Origin of the sequence: Labrenzia sp. PO1, assembly GCF_012273635.1 — a bacterium.
Lineage (GTDB): Bacteria > Pseudomonadota > Alphaproteobacteria > Rhizobiales > Stappiaceae > Roseibium > Roseibium algicola.
The window spans coordinates 1,166,429-1,187,899 of sequence record NZ_JAAXCR010000001.1 but is presented as its reverse complement, the minus strand read 5'-3'; the positions used below and the strand labels follow the sequence as shown (position 1 = coordinate 1,187,899).

The window sequence follows — 21,471 nt, the reverse complement described above, 5'->3', positions numbered from 1 at the left end:
TCAATTTGAGTTTATAACCGCAATGCGGGAGCCTTTCTCCAATGGAGGAGAGCCCCGGTGCTGCAATCTTATGAAACCCTTCGACAGGAAAACATCGAGACGCTTCGGGCGCAGATAAGGTCCGGCAGCTATCGCTCGCACACGGCGGGGCTGGGCAAGAACCTGCTTCAGGCAAATCTGGCGATCATTCCGGAAGCCTATGCGCTGGATTTCATGCGCTTCTGCCAACGCAATCCCAAACCCTGTCCGCTGATCGGTGCTTCGGACACGGGAAACCCCCTCCTGTTCACCCTGGGACACTGCCTGGATATTCGTACCGACGTACCCGCCTACAACATCTATCGCGATGGCCGGCTGGAAGGCTCGGTGACGGACATAAGCGCCTTGTGGTCAGACGATTTCGTTGCCTTTGCGCTCGGCTGTTCCTTCACCTTCGAACATGCGCTGATCGAGGCCGGGATCGACCTCTGGCACATTTCTAACAATGTCACCGTGCCGATGTACCGCTCGAACATGGAAACGACACCGGCCGGGCCGTTCCGCGGTGCAATGGTGGTTTCCATGCGGATGATCCCGGATGAGCGGGTGCGGGACGCGGTTGCCATTTCGGCGCGCTTTCCGCTGGCGCACGGGTCACCGGTCCATATCGGCGATCCGGCGGCCATCGGCATTTCCGATCTCGGCAATCCGGACTGGGGCGATGCGGTGCCGGTGGAGGCCGGTTTCACGCCCGTCTTTTGGGCTTGCGGAGTGACACCGCAAGCCATCATCCAGAACGCTGCCCTGCCGCTGCTGATTACCCATAAACCGGGACACATGCTGATCACGGACATCCCGGATGACGCTGAAATTCCAATCATAACAAAAAAGACGCTGTAAGCTCGAACCTTCACGGAGTGGACACATGAAAAAGATTCTGACTTTCCTCATGGCCGGTGCCGCCATGTCCTCGGCCGCCGCCGCGGAAGACCTGTCGGTCGTCGGCAGCTGGTCCAGCCTGCCTCTGCACCAGGACTACGAGGCGCCGTTCTGGCAGACCGCCTTGCCTGAGGCATCCGGTGGCACCATCAACACAACCGTCACCACTCACAACCAGATGAACCTCGGCGTTGGCGAAGTGTTCCGCCTGCTTGGCCAGGGTGTTTTCGACGTCGGCATGACGGTGGGCGATTATGCAGTTGCCGATGCACCGGAACTGGAAGGCCTCGATGTGCCGCTGGTGGCCATGTCTGCCGACAGGGCCCATGCCGCGGTCGATGCTGCCCGGCCGATGGTCGAGGAGATCTTCGAAAAACGCTTCAATTCCAAGGTGCTTGCGATTGCGCCCTATCCGCCGCAGGTGGTGTTCTGCAACGCTGAAGTCGGTTCGCTGGACGACCTGAAGGGCAAGAAGATCCGCGCATCCGGCCGCATGACGGCCAAGTTCCTGGAAGCGCTCGGAGCAGAAGGCATTACGGTTGCCTTTTCCGAGGTGCCGGGCGCGCTGCAGAAGGGCGTCGTCGATTGTGCGGTGACCGGGGCAGGCTCCGGCTACAGCGCCGGTTGGTGGGAAGTCAGCACGCATCTTCTGCCGATCCCGCTTGGCGGCTGGGACCCGGTGGTAACGGCGATCAATCTCGACAAGTGGAACGCTTTGTCCGGCGAGACCCGGGCTTTGATCGAAAAGGAAATTGCCGAAAAGTTCGAAGCCCCCGCCTGGGCATCGGCGGAAGGTGCGCTGAGCAATGACATCGCCTGCCTGACCGGCAAGGGGGAATGCGCCTCGGGCGACGTGCGGGACATGGTTCTTGTCGAAGCCAGCGACGGTGACATCGAGCGCGCACGCCAGATCCTGGAAACGGATGTTCTGCCGGAATGGGCAGAGCGGGCCGGTGGCGACTGGGCCGCGCGCTGGAACGACAGCGTCGGCACCGTCGTCGGTGTGCAGATCAAGACCAACTAAGCCCGGGAGACATCGAGGTGGCGGAGAAACTCCTGTCAATCCTGTCGAGGATCAACCGGGCGATAGCGATTTCGGTCGGCGTTCTGTTCCTCACCTGTGCAGGTCTTGTTCTGATTGATATCTGTCTCCGCCGTGTCGGTGCCTCCTTCGGCGGCACCGACGAAATCTCCGGCTATGTGATGGCCATCGGAACGGCCTGGGGCATGGCTTTCGGATTGAACGAACTTTCGCATATCCGGATCGATTTCCTGCGCCGTTCGGTTGGACTGCCAAAATGGCGGGCGGTGCTGGATCTTCTGTCGATCTTTGCCCTGTCCTCGACCGTCTCGATCGTCGCGCTGAAGTGCTGGCCGGTGGTGGAAACGACACTGCGCAATTCCTCAAGGGCGAACACACCCCTGGAAACTCCGCTCGCGCTGGTGCAATTGCCCTGGTTTGCCGGGTGGGTGTGGTTCGCGGTCACCGCATGGCTGACCTTTGTCGCCGGTGTGCTGCTGGTCCTGCGCGGTGAATTTGCAAAATCCGAGCAGGCGATCGGTGCCTTTCCGGAAGGGGAGACGGCCTGATGCTTTCCTTCGTTTCCGTAGGCCTTCTTGGGCTCCTCAGCCTTTCCATTCCCGTCGGCATCGTGCTGTTCCTGCTGGGGTTTGGTATCGACCAGTTCTTCAGCGCCTTTCCGTTGACACGCGGTCTCGGGTCAATGGTCTGGTCGACGTCGGAAAATGCAGCGCTGATCGCCATTCCGTTCTTTGTGCTGCTGGGCGAGATCCTGGTGCGCACCGGCATTGCCGCACGCACCTACTCGGCGCTCGACCGCTGGGTCTCCTGGCTGCCAGGCGGGCTGGTGCATGCCAATGTGGCAACCGCCACCATGTTCTCGGCCACGTCCGGATCTTCCGTGGCAACGGCTGCCACAGTGGCGACGGTGGCCATGCCGCAGGCTGATCGGCTGGGCTATGACCAGAAGCTCTTTTCCGGTGCGATCGCCGCCGGGGGTACGCTCGGCATCATGATCCCGCCGTCGATCAACCTGATCGTCTACGGTTTTCTGACACAGACCTCGATCCCGCAGCTTTTTCTGGCAGGGCTTCTGCCCGGCATCCTGCTGGCGATGGCCTTTCTGGCAGTGACTGCGCTTGTTTGCCTGGTCAATCCCAAGCTTGGCGGGGCACGGCGGACGTTCCCCTTGCGGGAAATGGCACTCGGGCTCGCGGATCTGCTGCCGATCATTCTTCTGTTCAGTGCCATCATCGGCTCGATCTACAAGGGCTGGGCAACACCAACCGAAGCAGCCTCTGTCGGGGTTGCCGGAGCGCTGGCAATTGCCGCTCTTTTCGGTGGGCTCAACACGCGCATGATCGGCGAAGCGCTGATCGGCACAGTGCGGGTCACGGCGATGATCATGCTGGTGGTTATCGGGGCGTCGTTTCTCAACTTCACGCTTTCGGCCGCCGGCCTGTCCCAGGAATTGCGCGGCTTTCTGGAGGGCCTCGGCTTCGGTCCCCTGCAGACGCTGCTGGTGATCGTCGCGATGTATATCGTGCTTGGTTTCTTCATCGAGACCTTGTCTCTGATGGTCATCACCATTCCCATCGTTGTGCCGATCGTCATCAGCCTGGGCTATGATCCGGTCTGGTTCGGCATCCTGATGATCGTGCTGATCGAGATGGCGCTGATCACACCGCCGGTGGGGCTCAATCTCTTCGTCGTCCAGAGTGCGCGGCGCGGCGGATCCATTGCCGAGGTGATGCTGGGAGCCATTCCCTACGTGTTGGCGATGCTGGCCATGGTCGCGGCGCTGATCGCCCTGCCGCAGATTGCGCTTTATCTGCCGATGGCCATGCGCTGAGGGGACAAGAGCAGAATTATTTTGGAACTGACAGACCGGGCAGACGTTTCCACCGTGATGAAGGCGGACCGGAGCAATCCGGAGGCCACATACACGAAGGAGACATTGATGACACGGTTTACCAAACTCGCCCTGACCCTGACGGGAGCCACGCTTCTTGCGACCCCTGTGATGGCCCAGGACAAGCCTGCTGGCGTTGAAGTTGGCAAACTGACATGCGTTGTCGAGCAGGAAACCAATTTCATCGTCGGTTCCAAGGCCGTCATGAACTGCACCTTCGACCGGGTCGGTGACGGCCCTGCCAGCTACTACACGGCGACCGTAAGCGAGTACGGGCTTGATATCGGGACCACCGACTCGGCCACGCTGATATGGGGCGTCGTTGCACCGACCGCCGACCTGGAGGTGGGCGCTCTTGAAGGTGAATACGCTGGCGTGACCGCAGGTGCCAGCCTTGGTGCGGGTATCAAGGCCAATGCCCTTATTGGCGGCTTCGACAAGTCGATTGCGCTGAACCCGCTCAGTGTGGAAAGCCAGACGGGCACGAACATCACGGTTGGTGTCAGTCGGATGTCACTGGAAGCGATCAAGTGAACAAAGTGACATAACGTCAAGAAGGGTCGGCTTTGCCGGCCCTTTTTGCATTTCCGGACGCGGATCTGGCTGAAAAGAGTGCGGACGTCCGACGATAATTCGAACTGGAGGGATACCTGGATGGCGACAGGTCAGTCGGAGACAATCAAGGAAGTTCTTACAAACTGGGAAGACGAAATTGAAAAGGAAGGCCGCGCCGATGTCGGCTCCCTGTTGAATGCTTCTGGCAGCCGTGCGGCGGGACCTCTTCTGTTTCTGCCAGCCCTTGTGATGATATCTCCCATCGGGGCCATACCAGGTGTGCCGATTGTTCTCACAACATTGACGCTTCTGGTGGCGGGACAGCTTGTGCTTGGCAGAACATCGATCTGGTTACCGTCTTTCGTGCGCAATCGCGGTTTTCCCAAGCAGAAGGTGAAGTCGATCATCGACAAGCTCACCCCCTATGCCGAACGCGCCGACCGTTACCTCGGGCAACGCCTGGCCATGTTCGCCGGCGAAACCGCGAGCCGGATCGTCGCGGCGTTTTGCATATTTCTGTCTCTTCTTGTCTATCCCGCCACCCTGCTGCCCTTTGCTGTCGCCTTGCCCGGCTCGGCAATACTGCTCCTGAGTCTCGGGTTGCTGGTGCGCGACGGCGTCGTGACGCTGGTGGGGCTGATGGTGGCCTTGGCAGCTGTCGCCACCGTCGTTTACTGGCTTGCCTGAGGGCTTCTCGTGACCTTGTCCATGAGTTCCTCCCGAAACCGGGAGGCCTCCTCGTGACGGACAACGGGGGGAGCGCGGATCAGGACAGGCGTGTGATCCGTCCGTCCACGGCGCGAAAGAAGCTCCGATGTGAGCCAGTTTTCCTTTGTCCTTCTGCCTTGAAGCCTGCTCCTCCTCGCAGGGAGAGCCACGACCTCTGGGTACGCAAAAAAACGGGCCGCCGAAGCGACCCGTTTCCTTGATGTCTTTCAGGTAGACGTTCAGCCTTTCAGCAGAACCGCATCCGGATTGGCCTTGTAGGTGGCAGGCTCATAGGTCTGCGCATTCTCAAGCTGTTCCTTGGTGAAAGGGGCGGTGACCAGAAGGTCGCCGTTCTCCGTTTCGAACATCTTCAGGCTGTTGAAGGCAACGGCAACCGGCTTTGCGTTGAAGCCAAGGAAACCGCCGACATCAATGACAACTGCCTGGGCCTTGCCGTCCTTGCCGATCAGGACCTCGGCGACTTCACCGATGTTTGTGTCCTGGTTGGTGTAGACCGTTGAATCGATCAGCTCGTCCGTGGACACGCTGGCTGCATCGACCTCGGTCTTTTCCTCGGTCCAGCCGGTGGACATGGCTTCATCCAGCTGCTGCCTTGCGGGGTCGATGGCCTCTTTCCTAACTGTTTCATAGGTGGACCTGGCGTTTTCGGTGACCTTGTCCATTTGCTCGCGCGCACCTTCCGTCGTCATCCAGTACGGGATGTAATCCGGGCGCTCATAGGCGGTTGCCGCTTCCAGTTCCTGGCGCGAGACGTCACTGACGACGATGAGTCGCTTGTCCTCACCAGCCACGAAGTTGAGGCGGGCGAAATCGAGGGCGACTTCCTTTTCGCCGATGCCGAGGAAACCGCCGACACCGACAATCACCGCATGCACGGAGCCATCGCGGCCGAAGACCACGTCGTTGATGTCACCGATTTCTTCCCCTTCAGCATTTCTGCTGGTCACCACAGGCTTGCCGACCATGTTGGTGGCGAGAATCCCGGTGGTCGTATCCGGCGCAAGGGTGTGGAGTTCGAATTCATATACGCCGGTGTCATCACTTGCACCGGCCTGACCGCCGTCTTTCATCGCAGCGGTCTCACCGGCAACAGCCGCCGTTGAAATGGCAGCTACGATTGCGGTGGTGGCGAGTAGATGGCGAAGCATTTCAGCTCCCTTTCGTGTTCTGAAAAGTTGAAAGTGCAGTAGGTAAATGGTTGAACTTTCGGGAAGTTCCGGGAGAAGGCGTCACGGCTGCGCCTGGGGGGCGTTGAGCCGCGACGCGAAAAAATCAGGCGAGTTTGCCTGCGCTTTTCGGACCGGCCAGCAGCCAGACAATGAAGCCGACGACCGGGAATATCAGGATCCCGAGAACCCAAAGCAGCTTTGCCCCGGTGGAGGAGCCGCTTCCGAGGACCTGAATGATCGCGTAGACGTCCAGGATGAGGATCAACAGGCCGACAATTCCATATTCCATGACAGATCTCCGATGCTGGTGACTGTGACGGAAACGGCCGGGCGCGAAGAAGGTTCCCTGCGGTGGTCTTGAAGTTTTCGAGATAAATTTCAAAAATATTGGGAACGATTTCGAAAACGAGGCGTTTCATCTCCGTATCTCAAATATCGGAGGTTGCTATGCTTTCCTGGGCATTGTTGTTCTTGGTGGTTGCTATTGTTGCAGCCGTACTTGGTTTTGGCGGTATTGCCGGTACTGCGGTTTCCATTGCCAAACTGATCTTCTTTGTCGCCATTGCGCTGTTCCTGATTTCGGCAGTGGCACATGCCATCAGAGGCCGCAGGGTCTGACGCGAGAACAAAACGGGCGCTTCGGCGCCCTTTTTTGTGCCTTCCCCAACAGGCGCTCAGGCAACGTCAAACGCCTGACAAGACTACGCTTTCTTCGTTCAATGAAATAGGTGATTCAGTCGCCTTGCCGGCATCCGGTGGTTAGCCGGCCTCGGCCTGAATGCGCAGCGTATTGCGGGCAGTCCAGAGCCGGCGGGCGATTTGGTGTCTGTCCGGTCTGCTCTCGATCGAGAAAACGGCATCCTGGGCTATATTGAACAGCTGCCTCGAGACAAGGTGCAGGTGCTCCTTGCGGCAGACCAGGGACGCCTTTTCCAAAGCGCAAATGAGGTGGTCGAGCACCAGGATGTTGCCTCTTGAAGCCTGCCTGAGCGGACTGATCGCCGTGTCCAGGAGATCGTGCACTTCCAGGATCGTCAACCACAGGCGAGGGGTCTCGTCGTCATCCGTAATGAGCGAGCTGGGAGCGCCGCGCTGCAGGATCCGCGCGGCGGAGGCCGACAGGTGATCGATCGCGCTTATCGCGGTGTAGCTGTCGTTGACGCCGGGGGAGAGCGCTCGCAGCGCGATCTCCACCATCAGGTGCACCGAAAACTGGATATCCCCTTCGGGAGCCCGGGCCTTTTCGATCTTGAAGGTACCGTTCAAGGGCTTCAGATCAGGGTCTTCGGCCTCCGTGCGCACCTTTGCGATCGGCATGCCTTCGATGACGTAGGTTCCGGGAATGACGGACACTTCGATGAAACCGTCGAGAGACTTCGCGATGTCTATCAGCCGTTCGCTGTCGATGAAGGTGATGTAGCCGCTGCGCGTGGCTTTGAAGGTGCAGACCGGCAGGTCGGGTATCTCCTCGCGGTCATTCGGCTTTTCACGCGGTTCGTGCGCCAGAAGCTCGTCGATCGAGGATCGCAACGCTGCATGAATGCGGCCGATTTCGGCGTCGACCCGGATACGGCCGGCAACGTCGTTGACGAAATAGACCAGCCAGAAAAAGCTGCTGGAGGCGAGGATTATCGAGAGGATGACGGAAAACCGGAGATCCTTGGTGTCGTCGACACCGAAAAGGACAAGCATGGAATAAAGGAAGGTCGCGCCCAGAAGGCCGATGGTAATCTGGGTGGTTCTGTTGCTGGCGAAGGTTTCCAGCAGGCGGGCCGAAATATTGCCTGCGGCGAGTGTGAATACGACCAGCGTCAGGGAATAGACAAGGCTGATGACCGACATCATCGCGCCGGCAATGGTCGACAGGACCGAGCGGGCACCATCTATGCTGATGGAGCTGTAGCCGAAAAAGTCGAAGACACCGGTCAGGAGTTGCAGGTCATCGATCAGGAAGGCTGCGAATGCGAGGACAGCCCCCAGAAGTGTGATGCAGACGGGGATGAACAGAAAGCCCTTGGCCAGACGGACGAGGGCTTGTTCGCGGGCGTTTTCCCGATAGGCCAGATCCATTCCCGTTCCCCCTCAAACCGGCAGGGTTCCATCGTCGATGGAACCCTGCCGGTCATTGTTAGCTGTCGTGCGCCAACCGGCTTGCCTGATCACACCGGATGCAGTGCGCCGGCCTGTGACGGACGCAGAAGCGGAAAGGTTCCGGTGTAGACGAGAATGATCAGACGGACAGGGCATCCCTGATCAGGGAGGCGGATTCGGCGGCGGCGATTTCGGACCGTTCAAATTTCTCGGTCCCGTTCATGAGGTCATCCAGACGAAGGCGTGCACGGGAGACGCGGCTTTTGACCGTGCCGACCTTCACGCCGAGGATGTCGGCTGCTTCTTCATAGGAAAAGCCGCTGGCACCGATCAGGATAAGGGCTTCACGCTGGTCGTCCGGAAGAACCTGAAGGGCGCTCAGGAAATCCTTCAGTTCCAGGTGGCCTGCCTGTTGCGGCTTGCTTTCAAGGCTGGCGGCATGTTCACCGTCAGGGTCGGCAACCTCGCGCTGCATCTTCCGGCCAACGGAATAATACTGGTTACGGAGAATGGTAATCAGCCAGGCGGTGAGGTTGGTGCCTTCGGTGAACTTGTCTTTGTTGGCGATCGCCTTTGCCAGGGTTTCCTGGACCAGATCGTCCGCACGGTCGCGGTCACCACTGATCGATCTGGCAAAGGCGCGCAATCGCGGTATGGCGTCGACCAGATCCTGCTTGAACTTTGCGACGTTCATTCGGCGGCCTCCTCGTCAGAGCCTCTGTCGTCCAAGGCGGACAGCAGGTCCATCATGTCATCCGGTATGTCTTCCGATAGGGCCTCGTCGTAAACCTTCTTGAGCTGGTTGCCGATCCAGTCTTCTTTGGACTTGGCTCCGGCGGCCGGTGTTATTACACCAAATCCGGCGTTGGGCCGACTTGGGTTAAGCTTGCTTGCCATGGCAGATTCCCGATATTTGCGTCTTCGACGATAGGCTGATTTGCGACGTAAACGCGGCGGCAAAAAAAAAGTTCCTCGAGTATGGAACTTTTTTTTGCCGAATGCATTTCCAACTTATGGGTGCGCTCGACGCGGGCCCGTCGACCGCTTTCAGGCGGCAACTATTGAGGAACTAATTTATGTCCGTGAGCCTTTCGGAAGAAATCGCGCCGCTCCTGCCGTATCTGCGTAGATATGCAAGAGCACTGGCGGGAAGTCAGAAAAGTGGCGATGCCTATGTCAGGGCCTGCCTGCAGGCGCTGGTGGCAGATCAGACCATTATCGATACATCTCATGGCGTGAAAATCGGTCTGTACCGGCTTTTCCATGTCCTTTGGAACGCGAGCGTCGTTCCGCCCATCGCGAATGACGGGACGGTTTCCATCTTCGAGCAGACCGCTCAGCAGCGGCTGGCGACCATGGCGGCCGAAAGCCGGCAGACCCTGTTGCTGTCCACACTGGAAGGGTTTTCGCTTCCCGAAACCGCCCTCATCATCGAGCGTAACGAAAATGAAGTGACCCAGCTCGTCCAGGATGCCATCGCGGAAATTGACAGGCAGACCAAGACGGATGTGCTGATCATCGAGGACGAGCCGCTTATTTCCATGGATCTCATCCAGATCGTGGAGTCGCTCGGCCATGGCGTTACCAGCGTTGCCCGGACAGCGAGCGATGCCATCGCAGCGGCCAAGGCGCAGGCCCCGGGTCTTGTGCTTGCCGATATCCAGCTTGCCGACGGATCGTCCGGCATCGATGCGGTCAAGGATATCCTTGCTGAAATGTCCGTTCCGGTCATCTTCATCACTTCGTTCCCCGAGCGTCTTCTGACAGGCGAACGGCCGGAGCCGACGTTCCTTATCACCAAGCCGTTCAATCCGAATACGGTGAAGGCGGGGATCAGCCAGGCGCTGTTCTTCAAAGGGGCGGAAGAGGTGGCAGCTGCCTGAGGGCAGCGCTGCGCGATGAGCACGGGGGGCGTGTTCCACTGCTTTCGTTCTTCGAGAGCGAAGCAAGATGCCGTTTTCGGCGTCTGCCCTTCAGTGCGCGATAACGACAGATCCCGTAGCGGGAGGAAGAGGCGGGCACTGCCCGCCTTCTTCCATCAGTGCCGCGAGATCCAGGTATCGATTTCTCGCTCGGCTTCTTCACGGGTCTTGCCGTATTTCTGCTGGATCAGACCTGCGAGTTCGGTCCGTTTGCCGGCAACACGATCCACATCATCGTCGGTCAGCCTGCCCCATTGGGTGATGGCCTTGCCTTTGAATTCTTTCCAGTTTCCTTCAATCCGGTCCCAATTCATCGGTCGTTTTCTCCTTGTCTTTCTGACATCTGGAAAACGGTTCCTGAGGTCAAAGGTTCCGAATGAATTGCGGTTGCTGCCAGCTTTGACTGTTTGCTGGCGCACCGGCGCGGGAGCGGCTTTTCCGATGCGGGACGGCCGCGAAAGTTTACATGCCCGGATGACGGAGCAAATTCGAAATGTCTGAAATCGTGTCCTATCTGTTTGGTGCGGCCGCCTTCATGCCGCATGGATACTGCCTGCTCTGGCGTCCGGATCTCCTGGCCATTCATGCGATCTCCGATGCCCTGATTGCGCTGGCCTATATTGCCATTCCCCTGATGATCTTCGGATTTCTGCGCAAGCGTCCGGATATTCAAGGCAATTCCCGCAAGATCGGTTACCTGTTCATCGCCTTCATTCTGGCGTGTGCGCTGACCCATCTGACAGCTCTGGTAACGCTCTGGTGGCCGATCTACGGTGCACAGGGTCTGATCAAGCTGGTAACAGCCCTTGTCTCTGTGGCAACTGCAGTGGTTGTCTGGCGGGTCCGGCCGATGCTGCTGGCCATTCCCTCGCTCAAGGATCTGGAGCGGGCCAATGATGTTCTGAAGGCTGAAAATCTCCAGCTTTCCGACAAGGTCGGCAGATCGCGGCGGGAGATAAGGCGGATCAACGAGCGGTTCGAGACCGCGTTGACCGGATCCAACATCTCCGTTTTCACCCAGGACAAAGATCTGCGCTACACGTGGATCCACAATCCGCGGTTCGGCAAGGAAGCCGATGACGTCATCGGGTGTACAGATCAGGATCTGCTGCCGGAAGAGACCGCGGCGGAACTGGAGCCGGTCAAGCGCCAGGTGCTGGAAACCGGCGAGACGGCATCTACCTTCTTCGCGCTCGACAGTGAAGAAACGGGAACTATTTCGCTGGACCTGATCGTGCATCCGACACGTGACAGCAGTGGTGAAATTGATGGTGTGCTGTGCACGGCCATCGATATGACCGAGAAGAATCTCTATGAGATCCGACTCGCCTCGCTGGCAAGTCAACTCGCGGAGGCAAATCGGCGTTTCGAAAAGGCGCTCGACGGTTCGCTTACAACCGTGTTCGAACAGGACCTGGACCTGAAATATATTCATGTCGTCAATCCGTCGCCCGGTTTCAAACCGGATTTCTTCATCGGCAAAAGCGATGATGAGCTGTTTCCGGAAGAAGATCAGCTGAAACTCATTCCGGTTAAGAAGAAGGTCCTCGAGACAGGCGAAAGCGCCGTCATCGAATTCGACATGGACATGAACGGGGTCAATCGCAGCTACAACATGCGCATGGAGCCTTCGCGCGACAAGGAAGGCCGGATCACCGGCCTGATCGGCATCTCCATCGACCTGACCCACAAGCGGGAAAACGAACGCCAGATGCATCTCGTCATGCGGGAACTGACGCATCGCTCCAAGAACCTGCTTGCAGTCATTCAGGCGATGGCACGCCAGACAGCGGCGCGTTCGGACAACACCGAGGATTTTGTCGAAAGTTTTGCCGCACGGCTTCAGGCGATGGCGGCCAGTCATGATCTTCTGGTGTCGCAGTCCTGGTACGGCGCTGACCTGAAAGAACTCGTGCTGGCGCATCTGGCGCAATCGATCGACCCGGGAAGCCCGCAGATCGAGATCGAGGGCGATCCGCATTCGATTACGGCGGATGCGGCGCAGAACCTTGGCCTTGCCCTGCATGAGCTGACGACCAATGCTGCCAAATATGGCGCCTTGTCAGTGCTCGGGGGGAAATTGTCGGTGTCGTGGACGACCGTAGATGGAAAGATCAGGCTGGTCTGGAAGGAACGTGGCGGTCCGGAAGTGGTGCCGCCGAGGCGCAACGGCTTCGGGCGGATGTTGCTTGAGCGTTTGGTGGGGCCGGCGCTCGACGGCGATGTCACCATCGACTTCGCTCCCGAAGGCGTGAGTTGCGTCATCGAGTTTCCGGTCAGGAAGACAAGTTCTTAGGGCGCCCGTGCCGTAAACTGCAGGCAGGGCTGGGAGAGGTGCGTTACGTCCTGCGACGAGCGAAGCTTTACGAACCTTTTCCGCGCGCAGCCTTTTCGCGGCGAAGCGCCTTCAGGGCCTCGTCGATTTCTTCGATCAGTTCGGCTGGAGACCGGCCGTCCCGAGAAATTGCCCGAGGTGCCTTGCGCAGGCTGGCCCGCCAGGCCAGCAAGGCTGTCCGCTTTTGCTCATTCGACAGGTGCCGGTCTTCCAGGACGCTTGCAGGCGTCCGGAACCCGGCAAATCGTTTCGATACGCTGATCATGGTATCACACGGTTGAAACTGAGTTGGTGCATACGCCAAAGGCCGCCTGCCGTCTCGCGGCAGACGGACCTTTGTCGTCTTGCAAGTTATCCGGGATGCCGGTGAGGAACGGTCATTCGGTAATGACGGCCCTCAGCATCCAGGCTGCCTTGTCGTGGAATGTGATGCGCTGGGTCAGAAGATCCTCCGTCACCGGGTCGCTATTGTCGCCGGCGTAGGCTGCCATGTCGCGCATTTCGGCAGCGATCATTTCATGACTGCGAACCAGATCCTCGATCATTTCGAAGGCATTGGGCATGCCGCCGGCCGGCAGGCTGACGGTCAGGTTCAATTTGCCTTCGTCGACATTGACCGGCGCCCGGTGTCCAAGGGCACGAATGCGCTCGGCAAGGTCGTCTGTCGCGGCAAAGAGATTTTCATAGTGCTCTTCGGTGAGGTCATGGATCGACTTGAACAGCGGTCCAACGACGTTCCAGTGATAAAGGTGCGATTTCACCGTGAGCATGTAGGTTTCGGCCAGAATGACCGAGAGATGCTTCGCCAGTTGTTCGCGCACCTCGGCAGAAACACCCGTCTTGATCGGGTCGACCTTCGGGGTTTCGATGTTCAGAACCTGAGACGTCGACATAGTTCTTCCTTTCGTGCTTTCGATTGGCGATCGATGTGTCCGGGTGTGCTGCTGACAAGAGCGTGGCCCGGACGTTCGATAGGAAAAGTCTTCAGCTCGTCCTCAGTTCCATGTTTTTGAAAATATTTCGATTTTTGACAGTATGGAAAATGTGATCTGAAATTATTTCAAGAATAGCATTTGTATTTTTTATAAGTCTGAGCTTCCGGGTGGCATAGTTCATTTTTATCACTTCGATAAAAGGATCTCTATCCAGTCCTTTCATCGAAGAGATATTGGAACGATCCCGCACGAGACGGCGTTTTTCATTTGAGGTTGTTTTGAAAACAGCGGAACAACAAATGAAAGGACACGGCCATGGCTTCCAAAAACAGCTCCAGCATCAAGAAGGAAGACACCTACGACGCTCTGCGCGACAAGGGCTACAGCAAGGAAAAGTCGGCGAGAATTGCCAATGCGCAGGCAAACGACCACCAAGCGCCGTCGCGCAAGGGTGGCAAGGCCGCACCTTATGAAACCTGGACCAGGGATGCGCTTTATGAACGGGCGCAGGAGGTCGACATCAGCGGCAGGTCTTCAATGAACAAATCCGATCTGATCGAGGCCTTGCGCGGCTGACGGGCAGCCGTGAAGACGCCGCTGCAACAATTCATGCTGTGTTGTCTGGAACCAAATGAGCGCAAGGCCGTTTACAAGCCAGACCGCGCAATTTGGTTCAGCGCGGTGTCCAAGTGTCCGAATTCCGGGCTTGATCCCATTCACGCGATGCGTGTCGCCCGTCATCAGGGCTTCACGCGATTGAAAACAGGAGCGACAAGATGGCAACTGCGAAGACTGCCACGGCATCGACCGCCAATCCTGCCAATGACACCGTTAGCGCTCGTGAGATCGAGGAAAACATCGAACGCATTCGCGGCGATATTGCCTCTCTCGCCGGCTCCTTGAAGAAGTACGGCGCCGGCAAGACGGATGAATACAAGACCAAGGCCGCCGAAGCAGGGCAGGATCTGACCAAATTGTCCCAGGACGCCCTGAGCGACCTGTCTGCTGAGCTGCAGAATTACGAACGCGCCTTCGTTGCTGAAGTGCGCCGTCGTCCGCTGCAGTCGATCGGCATTGCCGCCGGTGTCGGCTTCCTGATTGCAGCGCTGGTGCGCCGCTGATGCTCCTGCGCGCCCTACCGCTGGCCTTCGGGGCTGTTTCGCGAGACTTCAATGGCATGGTTCACCGTGCCAAGCGCAATGCCGTGTTGGGCGGCATTGCGGCAGTCTGTTTCGCAACAGCCTATGTGGCCGGCGTGGTGGCAGCCGGCGCCTTTCTGGCGCCGGTGTTCGGCCCTGCGATGGCGGCTTTGCTGATTGCCGTCTTCATGGCCGTAACGGGACTGGTCTTCGTGGCGGTGCTCAGCTTCCTGAAGCACAAGGACCGAAGACGCAAGGCGCATAGTCAGGCCGCGCAGCGCCTGGGCCTGGCTGCTGCCATTTCCGTTCTGCCACAGCTCACAAAATCAAAAGGCCTGATGATCACCGCCGCTTTGGGCGGTCTGGCCTTTCTGGCAGCGCAGGCACGAGGTGACGAAGAGCGCGGCTAACCCATTGCCGCGCCTTCTTGCCGGCCACCGGAGCAAACAGTGATGACAGCGCAGCCAGACCGACCCGCAGTAACAGGACTTGTTCCCCCCGTAACAGTGGGCGAGGCTGTCAGATCGGACCCGGTTGTCCGCTACTCGGCGGCCATCCTGTGTGGCATCGTGGTGATTGCTTCCCTTGATCTTGCCCAAGTGTTTTTCGCACCGGTTTTCCTGTCGGTGGTTGTCGGCACGATCTTCGGTCTTCCCATGGAAAGATTGTCTCGCCTGGGCGTGCCGAGCTGGCTCTCCGCAGGGGGGATGGTGCTCGTGTTTATTGCGCTGATCCTGACCGCCGGGGCGGCTTTCGTCGTGCCGCTGTCGGACTGGCTCGACAGGCTTCCGCTCATCTGGTCACGGCTGCAGGCGCAGCTGGTCAGTTGGCAGGGGTTCTTTTCGTCTGTCGCGAGCCTGCAGGAAGACCTTCGCAGTGCCATGGGCCAGAAGGGCGGCATGCAGGTGAGTGTCGATGACAATTCCGCTGTAGAAAGCGTTTTCTATTTCGCACCGGCCTTCATGGCCCAGGTGGTCCTGTTCCTGGCAAGTCTCTATTTCTTTCTGCTGACACGCCCGCATCTGCGCAGGGCGGCGCTCCAGTTGTCTCCCGACAGTGAAGGCAGGCGCTGCATCGTGACCGCGTTTCGGACGATCGAAGCGCGCCTTTCCACCTATCTCATCTCCATCAGCGTCATCAACGCGGGGCTCGGCGTTGCCGTGGCGCTGACCATGTGGCTGCTCGATGTTCCCTCGCCGCTGTTGTGGGGAATGCTGGCCGGCGTCTTGAACTACGTCGTCTATCTGGGGCCGGCGATAATGGTCCTGGTGATGAGCGGCATCGGACTTGCGACGGGATACACGGCGGTGGAGATACTGACGCCGCCGCTGGCCTATCTGGTTCTCAACCTGATCGAAGCGCAGTTCGTCACACCAACCGTTCTCGGCCGGACGATGACGCTGAACCCCTTTGCGGTTTTCCTGGCAATTGCCTTCTGGATCTGGCTGTGGGGACCGATCGGCGGATTCATAGCCGTGCCGTTGCTGCTGGTTGTGGTCAGTGTGCTGGAGATCATCAACAACACAGCTCAGTCTGAAGAGCCCGGGCGTTCCGAAGCTGAGCCCGAGGCCGGCGCATCTCACTGACAATCGCAATCCTGCGAACCCGCGGACATGACAAAGGCCACCCGTGCCGGCGTTCCAATGCCCGCGGGTTCAACGTTGTCGCGGGTTTCTTCTTTCCGGAGTGGATGGAAGGTGGCACCCAGGCTGCAATTGTTCGATGCCGTGGGTGAGGGTGGGTACCGGTTCCAGGTTCCAACAGGTGATACGGACAATTTGTCAGTTGCCAGTATGCTTGCCGGGTGGGGCCCTCCCGGCGGGGTCGTGTGTCGTTCGCCACGGATCAAGGCAAAAAATAAAAGCCGCCTGGAAAAGGCGGCTTTTCAACGATTTTGCGTCATGAACTCTTTACTCGGTATTGAATGCCAGCATGCCGTGGGAAATCGGCCAGCCGGTACAGGTGGTTACGCGCGTGCCGGAGACGCAGCGCATCGGGCGGCCATGCACGTCGGCAAGCTCAACCTTCAGGTCGCCTTTGGGAGCGGCCTTCTGTTCAACTTCTACCGGTGCGGGCGTGTTGCTGTTGTGAGCGGTTTCCGCGTCCGCTTCGTTGGTGAAAAAGGGTTCTGCCACAATCAGGCTGGAAGCCAGAAGGGCGGCAACGGCGATTGCCGTAGGGGCGTTGGTCGGAATTCGTTTGCGATGCGTGAACATGGTGTCTACCTCCGCCTAGTAAACTCCCGAGTTAAGAAAAGGTTTCACGCCTCTTTTCGATAAAGGAGGAGGTTGAGATCGAAGTGGAAAATTAACTGCAGCGATAACTTATGTTAATGCGGAGCGATTGATTTCGTGTCATCGTGCGGACAGTCAACAAGTCTGACGATGAGAACCCTCGTGACAATGGAACCCACTATTGCCGTGCTGGCAACGCGCGGCGCTGCCTTGGTTGTCGAAGACAACCCGATCATCGCGCTCGATACGCAGATGATGCTGGAAGAGCTCGGGTTCTCGCCGGTACAGACGCTCGCAAATCTTGCGGAAGCGGCGGAAACACTGGCAGCTCAGCTGTTCAGCTTTGCCATTCTGGATGTGAAGATCGGCGACGATACCAGCCTGGCTTTCGCCAGCCAGCTGCTGGAAAAGGGGACGAAGTTCATCTTCGCCAGCGGTTACAGCGATCTCGACCCGCTGCCCGCGGCGTTCGAGGGGCAGGTGGTCCTGAGCAAGCCCTACACAAAAGCCCAGATCGGCGCCCTGATCTGACGCGCTCGTTATCGCTGGAAGATGCCTTTCAAGCAAACGTGAAGATGTCGGCCGCCGCTCAGATGAGCGGGCGGCACTCATCGGCCATGCTCTCGTATGAGGCAAGTTTTTCCAGAGCATCCCTGTCCAGGATCCGGATGCGGTCCTTGGCCCAGCTGATCAGCCCCTTTTCCTGAAGCTTGCGGAGCGTGCGGCTGGTGTGAACCGGTGTGATGCCAAGCGCATCAGACAGGTGGCTTTGGGAAAACGGTGCATCCAGCGCCTGATTGCTCGCATAGCCGATTGTCTCTGCGCGGTCGTAAAGATGCAGGATGAGATAGGCGAGCCGTTCCAGGGCAGAACGTTGACCGAGGCTGATGATGTGCCCGTCCAGGATCTGTTCCTCACGCGCTGCGATCCAGGTCATTGAAAAGGCCAGGCTCGGGTAGTCCTTGAAGATCGACCAGACCCTGTCGCGCTGAAAGACGCACAAGGTAGTGTCGGTAAGGGCGGTGACCGTGTGCTGCATCTCGTTCAGGACGGCAAGCTGAAGGCCGACAAGATCGCCCGGGAGGGCAAAGTTCAATACCTGCCGTCGGCCGTCCGCCAGAGCCTTGTGCCGAAAAGCCCAGCCATCCAGAATGGTGTAGAGATGCGGGCTCTTGTTTTCTTCCTGAACAATGGTTGCTCCGGCTTCGACCGTCAGTTCACCGGTCTTGAAATCCGAAATGAAGTCCAGTTCCTTGTCTTCCAGCGAGCGGAATACGGATTTCCGTCTCAGGGGGCAGGTTTGGCAATTGGTTTGAAACGGGACTGTTTCGGTCATTCAAATGGCATCTCCATTGGCAATCCATCAAAACGCCTAGAACTGCTGCTGGTTCCCATTTGAGGCAGAAGGGTGTGGGAAAGCAAGTCTGTCCGATGCCGGACGCGAATGCTTCGTGCAAAAGAAAGACCAAGAACGGCTGACAATTGATTGCGGAAATACAAGAGCCGGGCGTTCCGGCGGGCTACATGCCGAAAGGGACGAAGCCGTACGGACCTTGCAACTGTCCGCACGGCGGGTCTTGTGACTGTCTAGGGCCGCAAGATGGTGTAGCCGTCTTCGTCCAGCTCCATCAGAGTGACGGCACCAGCGGGAACGACTTCGACACCTTCCAGAAACTCGATGTCCTTGCCTTCCTTCCTGGCCATGGCCTGGCGGGTGTTGTCGCAGGCCTCGAAGGCGACATTCGGCATGCTTTCCACGAAGGATTTCATGCGGTCCGAAACGGGGGACGTATCCGCCCGGAACATGTGCAGGCCCGCATTGAAGGCAACAATCTTGATATCGGCCTCCTCGCCGATTTCAGAGTAGTGGCGCGCCACATTGGACGCGACGTTCAAGACGGTGTTCATCTTCTGCGGATCATTGTCGCTGATCTGCAGGGCAAGTTTGTGAATGCCGTCGCCTGCCAATACGGCAGAGCCAAGCATCAGCAGGGCCGAAGTGGCCACTGCCAGTCTTGAAAACATTCCCATCGTTTCCTCCTCCTAACGCCGCAGGATATCCTGCGGCGGCCTTGCGCGGGCGGCCTTTCTTTCACGGACCGCTGCCGCAAAACGATGTCAGTCGACGCCTCCCATGCCGGAGGCCTCGTCGTCGTCGACGGATCCCGGGGTCACGTCGAGAATACGGGCGCGCATGGTGATCTCGACCGCGCTGTCCTTGCAGTCGCTCATGCAGGGTTCGGCCTTGGCAGCATAATGCGGCTCTTCGGCGCGATCGTCAGCGATGAAGTTTTCCTCGTTGGGAAGACGGATCTCCAGGAAGTTGTCTTTCGACAATTCGAAGTCCTCGTCCTCGACGATGTCGTTCAGGTAAAGGAGATAGGCCGTCAACGCGTAAACGTCGTCATCCGACAGGGAACGGGCGTTGCCGTAGGGCATGGCGCGGCGGACATAGTCGTAGACCGTGGACAGATACGGCCAGTAGGAGCCGATGGTCTTTTCCGGGCGTTCCTCGGTCAGGGTGTCCTGGCCACCGGCCAAAACCGGCCAGCGGCCGACACCTTCGCCAAAATCGCCGTGACAGACGGCGCAGTTGTCCGTGAACAGCACTTCCCCATCGGCCACCGTACCGGAGCCTTCCGGCAAGCCGCTGCCGTCTGGGCGAACGTCGATGTCCCACGCGGCGACCTCGTCGTCCGTCGCCACACGGCCAAGGCCGAAGATGCCGCCTTCACGGACTTCGGACACTGGTGCGGCTGGAGCCTCCGCTGCCGTGTCGGCGCTGGCGGTTTCCGTTTCAGTGGCCGCAGGTTCTGCGGCGCCCTGCTGGTCGGCGGGAGCAGCAGCACTGGAGAAGGTGGCCAGATAGGCAATCACGTTGTCCAGGTCTTCCTGCTTCTTCAGACCGGCAAAGGCCATCTTGGTGCCTTTGACCATGTCCTTGGGCTTGGTCAGATAGGTCGTCAGCGTTGCTTCGTCCCAGACGAGCCCGCCACCACCGGCCTCGATCATCGCCTTGGAATACTTGTAGTCCTCAAGCGATCCTGCGGTACGGCCGAAAATCTCGTTCAGTTCCGGACCGACCTTGTTCTTTGCGCCTTCCCCGACCGCGTGGCAGGCAGCGCATTTCTTGAAGACCTTCTCGCCTTTTTCTGCATCTCCCGCCTGGGCCGTCGCGACAAGCAGGGGCAGGGTGGCGAGCACGGTTCCAAGGCTGAGGGCTTTAAGAAACTTCGACATTTTCCACCATTCCGTCTGCTTTGACATACCAGGTCTGGATGCCGTTGTTGTGGTAGATCGAGTTTTCGCCGCGGGCGGCACGCAGCTCGTTCTTGGTCGGCTGGAAGAAGCCGTGCTCGTCCATCGCGCGGGACTGGATCAGCATGTCCGAGCCGTCCCAGTCGATGTCCAGGTAGAAGCGGTGCATGGCTTTCGACAGGCTTGGGCCGTCGAGGCGGGCGGTCTTCCAGTTGCGGCCGCCGTCAAGCGATACATCGACCCGCTTGATCCGTCCGTTTCCGGACCAGGCGACGCCGGAGATGACCATCGGTCCCTTGCCGTGGGTGATCGGGGCCTGCGGGCTCGGCGAGGTGATGACGGACTTGGGATCCATCACCCAGGTGAAGCGGCGGGCCTTGCCGTTCTCCAGAAGGTCCGTGTATTTGGACGTTTCCTCGCGCTGGTGCCACGGTTCGTCGCCGACTTCGATCCGGCGTAGCCATTTCACCCACATGTTGCCTTCCCAGCCGGGGACGACCAGGCGCAGCGGATAACCTTGTTCCGGGCGCAGAGCCTCACCGTTCATCTTGAAGGCAACCAGGCAGTCGTCGAGGGCCTTTTCCATCGGGATGGACCGGGTCATGGCCGAGGCATCGGCGCCTTCCGGCATCACCCATTTGGCGTTGGTCTTCAGGCCTGCCTCTTCCAGGATCAGTTTCAGCGGCACGCCGGTGTACATCACGCAGTGAACCATGCCGTGGGTGTACTGACAGCCGTTGAGCTGGGAGCCGCGCCACTCCATGCCGGAGTTGGCGGCACATTCCAGGAAGTAGACCCGGTTCTCGCGCGGGAAACGCTTCAGGTCTTCCATGGTGAAGACGAGGGGGCTGTCGACCAGACCGTTGATCATCAACCGATGATCTGCAGGATTGATGTCGGCAATGCCGCCGTGGTGGCGCTCGAAACACAGGCCGTTGGGCGTGATGATGCCGTCCAGCTCGTGCAGCGGTGTGAAGTTCACCGAACTCTCGGTGGAGGCCGTCAGCCACTCCACGTCGCGGCGGACCACATGGGCCTCGTATTCCGACGGCGTGCCATAAGGGCGCGCCTGCACACCGTCACCGAGGTACCGGTTCCAGTCCTGTATCTCGGTGATCAATGGATCGCCGGCCGCGCGCGCGGCACCAGCCGTGCCTGCAACAGCGCCTGCGGCGAAGCCTGCTTTCAAGAGGGAACGCCTGGAAAGACCCGGCGTCTTGGAGTTGGTTTTGTCAGTCATGATCGTGTCCTCA

27 protein-coding genes are annotated in these 21,471 nt (G+C 58.9%); 14 read left to right on the top strand and 13 right to left on the bottom strand.

Annotated features, from left to right (window positions below; all coding sequences use genetic code 11):
• Nucleotides 1–57: 57 nt before the first annotated feature.
• The 6 genes from HCG46_RS05590 (at nucleotide 58) to HCG46_RS05565 (ending at nucleotide 5,093) form a co-directional block, all read left to right on the top strand.
• On the top strand, nucleotides 58–879 hold the full coding sequence (locus tag HCG46_RS05590; protein ID WP_168685044.1) for a putative hydro-lyase: 822 nt from the start codon (nucleotides 58–60) through the stop codon (nucleotides 877–879).
• A gap of 25 nt (nucleotides 880–904) precedes the next feature.
• Nucleotides 905–1,942 (top strand): TRAP transporter substrate-binding protein, encoded by a 1,038-nt coding sequence (locus HCG46_RS05585; protein WP_168685041.1) that lies wholly within the window; start codon nucleotides 905–907, stop codon nucleotides 1,940–1,942.
• Nucleotides 1,943–1,959: 17 nt separating this feature from the next.
• Nucleotides 1,960–2,508 (top strand): TRAP transporter small permease subunit, encoded by a 549-nt coding sequence (locus HCG46_RS05580; protein WP_168685039.1) that lies wholly within the window; start codon nucleotides 1,960–1,962, stop codon nucleotides 2,506–2,508.
• Entirely contained in the window at nucleotides 2,508–3,791 is a 1,284-nt protein-coding gene (locus tag HCG46_RS05575; RefSeq protein WP_075281884.1) for a TRAP transporter large permease, read from the top strand. Before HCG46_RS05580 ends, HCG46_RS05575 begins: the two co-directional genes overlap by 1 nt.
• A gap of 108 nt (nucleotides 3,792–3,899) precedes the next feature.
• Nucleotides 3,900–4,385 carry a DUF992 domain-containing protein gene (locus HCG46_RS05570; protein ID WP_031270375.1) on the top strand — a complete coding sequence of 162 codons (486 nt, stop codon included), beginning with the start codon at nucleotides 3,900–3,902 and terminating at the stop codon, nucleotides 4,383–4,385.
• A 120-nt stretch (nucleotides 4,386–4,505) separates the two neighbouring features.
• The gene (locus HCG46_RS05565) at nucleotides 4,506–5,093 is read left to right on the top strand and encodes an exopolysaccharide biosynthesis protein (RefSeq protein ID WP_023003204.1); all 588 of its coding nucleotides are present in this window, start codon (nucleotides 4,506–4,508) and stop codon (nucleotides 5,091–5,093) included.
• A gap of 260 nt (nucleotides 5,094–5,353) precedes the next feature.
• Here HCG46_RS05565 and HCG46_RS05560 read toward each other — a convergent pair whose 3' ends face one another.
• Nucleotides 5,354–6,283 carry a PRC-barrel domain-containing protein gene (locus HCG46_RS05560; RefSeq protein WP_168685037.1) on the bottom strand — a complete coding sequence of 310 codons (930 nt, stop codon included), beginning with the start codon at nucleotides 6,281–6,283 and terminating at the stop codon, nucleotides 5,354–5,356.
• 124 nt (nucleotides 6,284–6,407) lie between these two features.
• Nucleotides 6,408–6,593, bottom strand: a complete 186-nt coding sequence (locus HCG46_RS05555; protein ID WP_023003206.1) for a PLD nuclease N-terminal domain-containing protein — start codon at nucleotides 6,591–6,593, stop codon at nucleotides 6,408–6,410.
• A gap of 158 nt (nucleotides 6,594–6,751) precedes the next feature.
• Here HCG46_RS05555 and HCG46_RS05550 point away from each other — a divergent pair, with 158 nt between their 5' ends.
• Nucleotides 6,752–6,922 (top strand): DUF1328 domain-containing protein, encoded by a 171-nt coding sequence (locus tag HCG46_RS05550; RefSeq protein ID WP_023003207.1) that lies wholly within the window; start codon nucleotides 6,752–6,754, stop codon nucleotides 6,920–6,922.
• A gap of 141 nt (nucleotides 6,923–7,063) precedes the next feature.
• Here the strand turns inward: HCG46_RS05550 and HCG46_RS05545 are convergent, their stop codons facing one another.
• The 3 genes from HCG46_RS05545 to HCG46_RS05535 form a co-directional block, all read right to left on the bottom strand.
• A complete protein-coding gene (locus HCG46_RS05545) occupies nucleotides 7,064–8,374 on the bottom strand; it encodes a DUF2254 domain-containing protein (protein ID WP_168685035.1) in 1,311 nt (436 codons plus the stop codon).
• Between the two features lie 160 nt (nucleotides 8,375–8,534).
• Nucleotides 8,535–9,089, bottom strand: a complete 555-nt coding sequence (locus tag HCG46_RS05540) for a sigma-70 family RNA polymerase sigma factor (protein ID WP_023003209.1) — start codon at nucleotides 9,087–9,089, stop codon at nucleotides 8,535–8,537.
• Entirely contained in the window at nucleotides 9,086–9,292 is a 207-nt protein-coding gene (locus tag HCG46_RS05535) for a NepR family anti-sigma factor (RefSeq protein ID WP_023003210.1), read from the bottom strand. The genes HCG46_RS05540 and HCG46_RS05535 overlap by 4 nt, the downstream gene beginning before the upstream one ends.
• Before the next feature lie 185 nt (nucleotides 9,293–9,477).
• Between HCG46_RS05535 and HCG46_RS05530 the strand changes: the two genes are divergently transcribed.
• Entirely contained in the window at nucleotides 9,478–10,278 is an 801-nt protein-coding gene (locus tag HCG46_RS05530) for a response regulator (protein WP_168685607.1), read from the top strand.
• 155 nt (nucleotides 10,279–10,433) lie between these two features.
• Here HCG46_RS05530 and HCG46_RS05525 read toward each other — a convergent pair whose 3' ends face one another.
• Nucleotides 10,434–10,631 (bottom strand): CsbD family protein, encoded by a 198-nt coding sequence (locus tag HCG46_RS05525; protein ID WP_023003212.1) that lies wholly within the window; start codon nucleotides 10,629–10,631, stop codon nucleotides 10,434–10,436.
• Nucleotides 10,632–10,810: 179 nt separating this feature from the next.
• Between HCG46_RS05525 and HCG46_RS05520 the strand changes: the two genes are divergently transcribed.
• Nucleotides 10,811–12,613: a PAS domain-containing protein gene (locus HCG46_RS05520; RefSeq protein ID WP_168685033.1), complete on the top strand. Its 1,803-nt coding sequence runs from the start codon at nucleotides 10,811–10,813 to the stop codon at nucleotides 12,611–12,613.
• 67 nt (nucleotides 12,614–12,680) lie between these two features.
• Here the strand turns inward: HCG46_RS05520 and HCG46_RS05515 are convergent, their stop codons facing one another.
• Both HCG46_RS05515 and HCG46_RS05510 read right to left on the bottom strand, forming a co-directional pair.
• Nucleotides 12,681–12,917: a hypothetical protein gene (locus tag HCG46_RS05515; RefSeq protein WP_168685024.1), complete on the bottom strand. Its 237-nt coding sequence runs from the start codon at nucleotides 12,915–12,917 to the stop codon at nucleotides 12,681–12,683.
• A 112-nt stretch (nucleotides 12,918–13,029) separates the two neighbouring features.
• Complete coding sequence (locus tag HCG46_RS05510) at nucleotides 13,030–13,545, bottom strand: DNA starvation/stationary phase protection protein (protein ID WP_055656126.1); 516 nt, start codon at nucleotides 13,543–13,545, stop codon at nucleotides 13,030–13,032.
• 357 nt (nucleotides 13,546–13,902) lie between these two features.
• Between HCG46_RS05510 and HCG46_RS05505 the strand changes: the two genes are divergently transcribed.
• From HCG46_RS05505 to HCG46_RS05490, 4 genes are all read left to right on the top strand, one after another.
• The gene (locus HCG46_RS05505) at nucleotides 13,903–14,163 is read left to right on the top strand and encodes a Rho termination factor (RefSeq protein WP_168685022.1); all 261 of its coding nucleotides are present in this window, start codon (nucleotides 13,903–13,905) and stop codon (nucleotides 14,161–14,163) included.
• Nucleotides 14,164–14,363: 200 nt separating this feature from the next.
• Nucleotides 14,364–14,708, top strand: a complete 345-nt coding sequence (locus HCG46_RS05500; RefSeq protein WP_023003218.1) for a DUF883 family protein — start codon at nucleotides 14,364–14,366, stop codon at nucleotides 14,706–14,708.
• Complete coding sequence (locus tag HCG46_RS05495) at nucleotides 14,708–15,136, top strand: hypothetical protein (RefSeq protein ID WP_023003219.1); 429 nt, start codon at nucleotides 14,708–14,710, stop codon at nucleotides 15,134–15,136. Before HCG46_RS05500 ends, HCG46_RS05495 begins: the two co-directional genes overlap by 1 nt.
• Nucleotides 15,137–15,178: 42 nt before the next feature.
• On the top strand, nucleotides 15,179–16,312 hold the full coding sequence (locus HCG46_RS05490; RefSeq protein ID WP_055656125.1) for an AI-2E family transporter: 1,134 nt from the start codon (nucleotides 15,179–15,181) through the stop codon (nucleotides 16,310–16,312).
• 324 nt (nucleotides 16,313–16,636) lie between these two features.
• On the opposite strand, the gene HCG46_RS05485 is transcribed toward HCG46_RS05490, so the two are convergent.
• On the bottom strand, nucleotides 16,637–16,942 hold the full coding sequence (locus HCG46_RS05485; protein ID WP_168685020.1) for a hypothetical protein: 306 nt from the start codon (nucleotides 16,940–16,942) through the stop codon (nucleotides 16,637–16,639).
• A 186-nt stretch (nucleotides 16,943–17,128) separates the two neighbouring features.
• On the opposite strand from HCG46_RS05485, the gene HCG46_RS05480 reads away from it, so the two are divergent.
• Entirely contained in the window at nucleotides 17,129–17,491 is a 363-nt protein-coding gene (locus HCG46_RS05480; protein WP_055656766.1) for a response regulator, read from the top strand.
• Between the two features lie 58 nt (nucleotides 17,492–17,549).
• Here HCG46_RS05480 and HCG46_RS05475 read toward each other — a convergent pair whose 3' ends face one another.
• The 4 genes from HCG46_RS05475 to soxC form a co-directional block, all read right to left on the bottom strand.
• Nucleotides 17,550–18,296: a Crp/Fnr family transcriptional regulator gene (locus tag HCG46_RS05475; protein WP_055656122.1), complete on the bottom strand. Its 747-nt coding sequence runs from the start codon at nucleotides 18,294–18,296 to the stop codon at nucleotides 17,550–17,552.
• Between the two features lie 251 nt (nucleotides 18,297–18,547).
• On the bottom strand, nucleotides 18,548–18,991 hold the full coding sequence (locus HCG46_RS05470) for a DsrE family protein (RefSeq protein ID WP_286145741.1): 444 nt from the start codon (nucleotides 18,989–18,991) through the stop codon (nucleotides 18,548–18,550).
• 87 nt (nucleotides 18,992–19,078) lie between these two features.
• Nucleotides 19,079–20,200 carry a c-type cytochrome gene (locus HCG46_RS05465; protein ID WP_168685018.1) on the bottom strand — a complete coding sequence of 374 codons (1,122 nt, stop codon included), beginning with the start codon at nucleotides 20,198–20,200 and terminating at the stop codon, nucleotides 19,079–19,081.
• Nucleotides 20,184–21,458 carry a sulfite dehydrogenase gene (soxC, locus tag HCG46_RS05460; protein ID WP_055656118.1) on the bottom strand — a complete coding sequence of 425 codons (1,275 nt, stop codon included), beginning with the start codon at nucleotides 21,456–21,458 and terminating at the stop codon, nucleotides 20,184–20,186. The genes HCG46_RS05465 and soxC overlap by 17 nt, the downstream gene beginning before the upstream one ends.
• Nucleotides 21,459–21,471 lie beyond the last annotated feature (13 nt).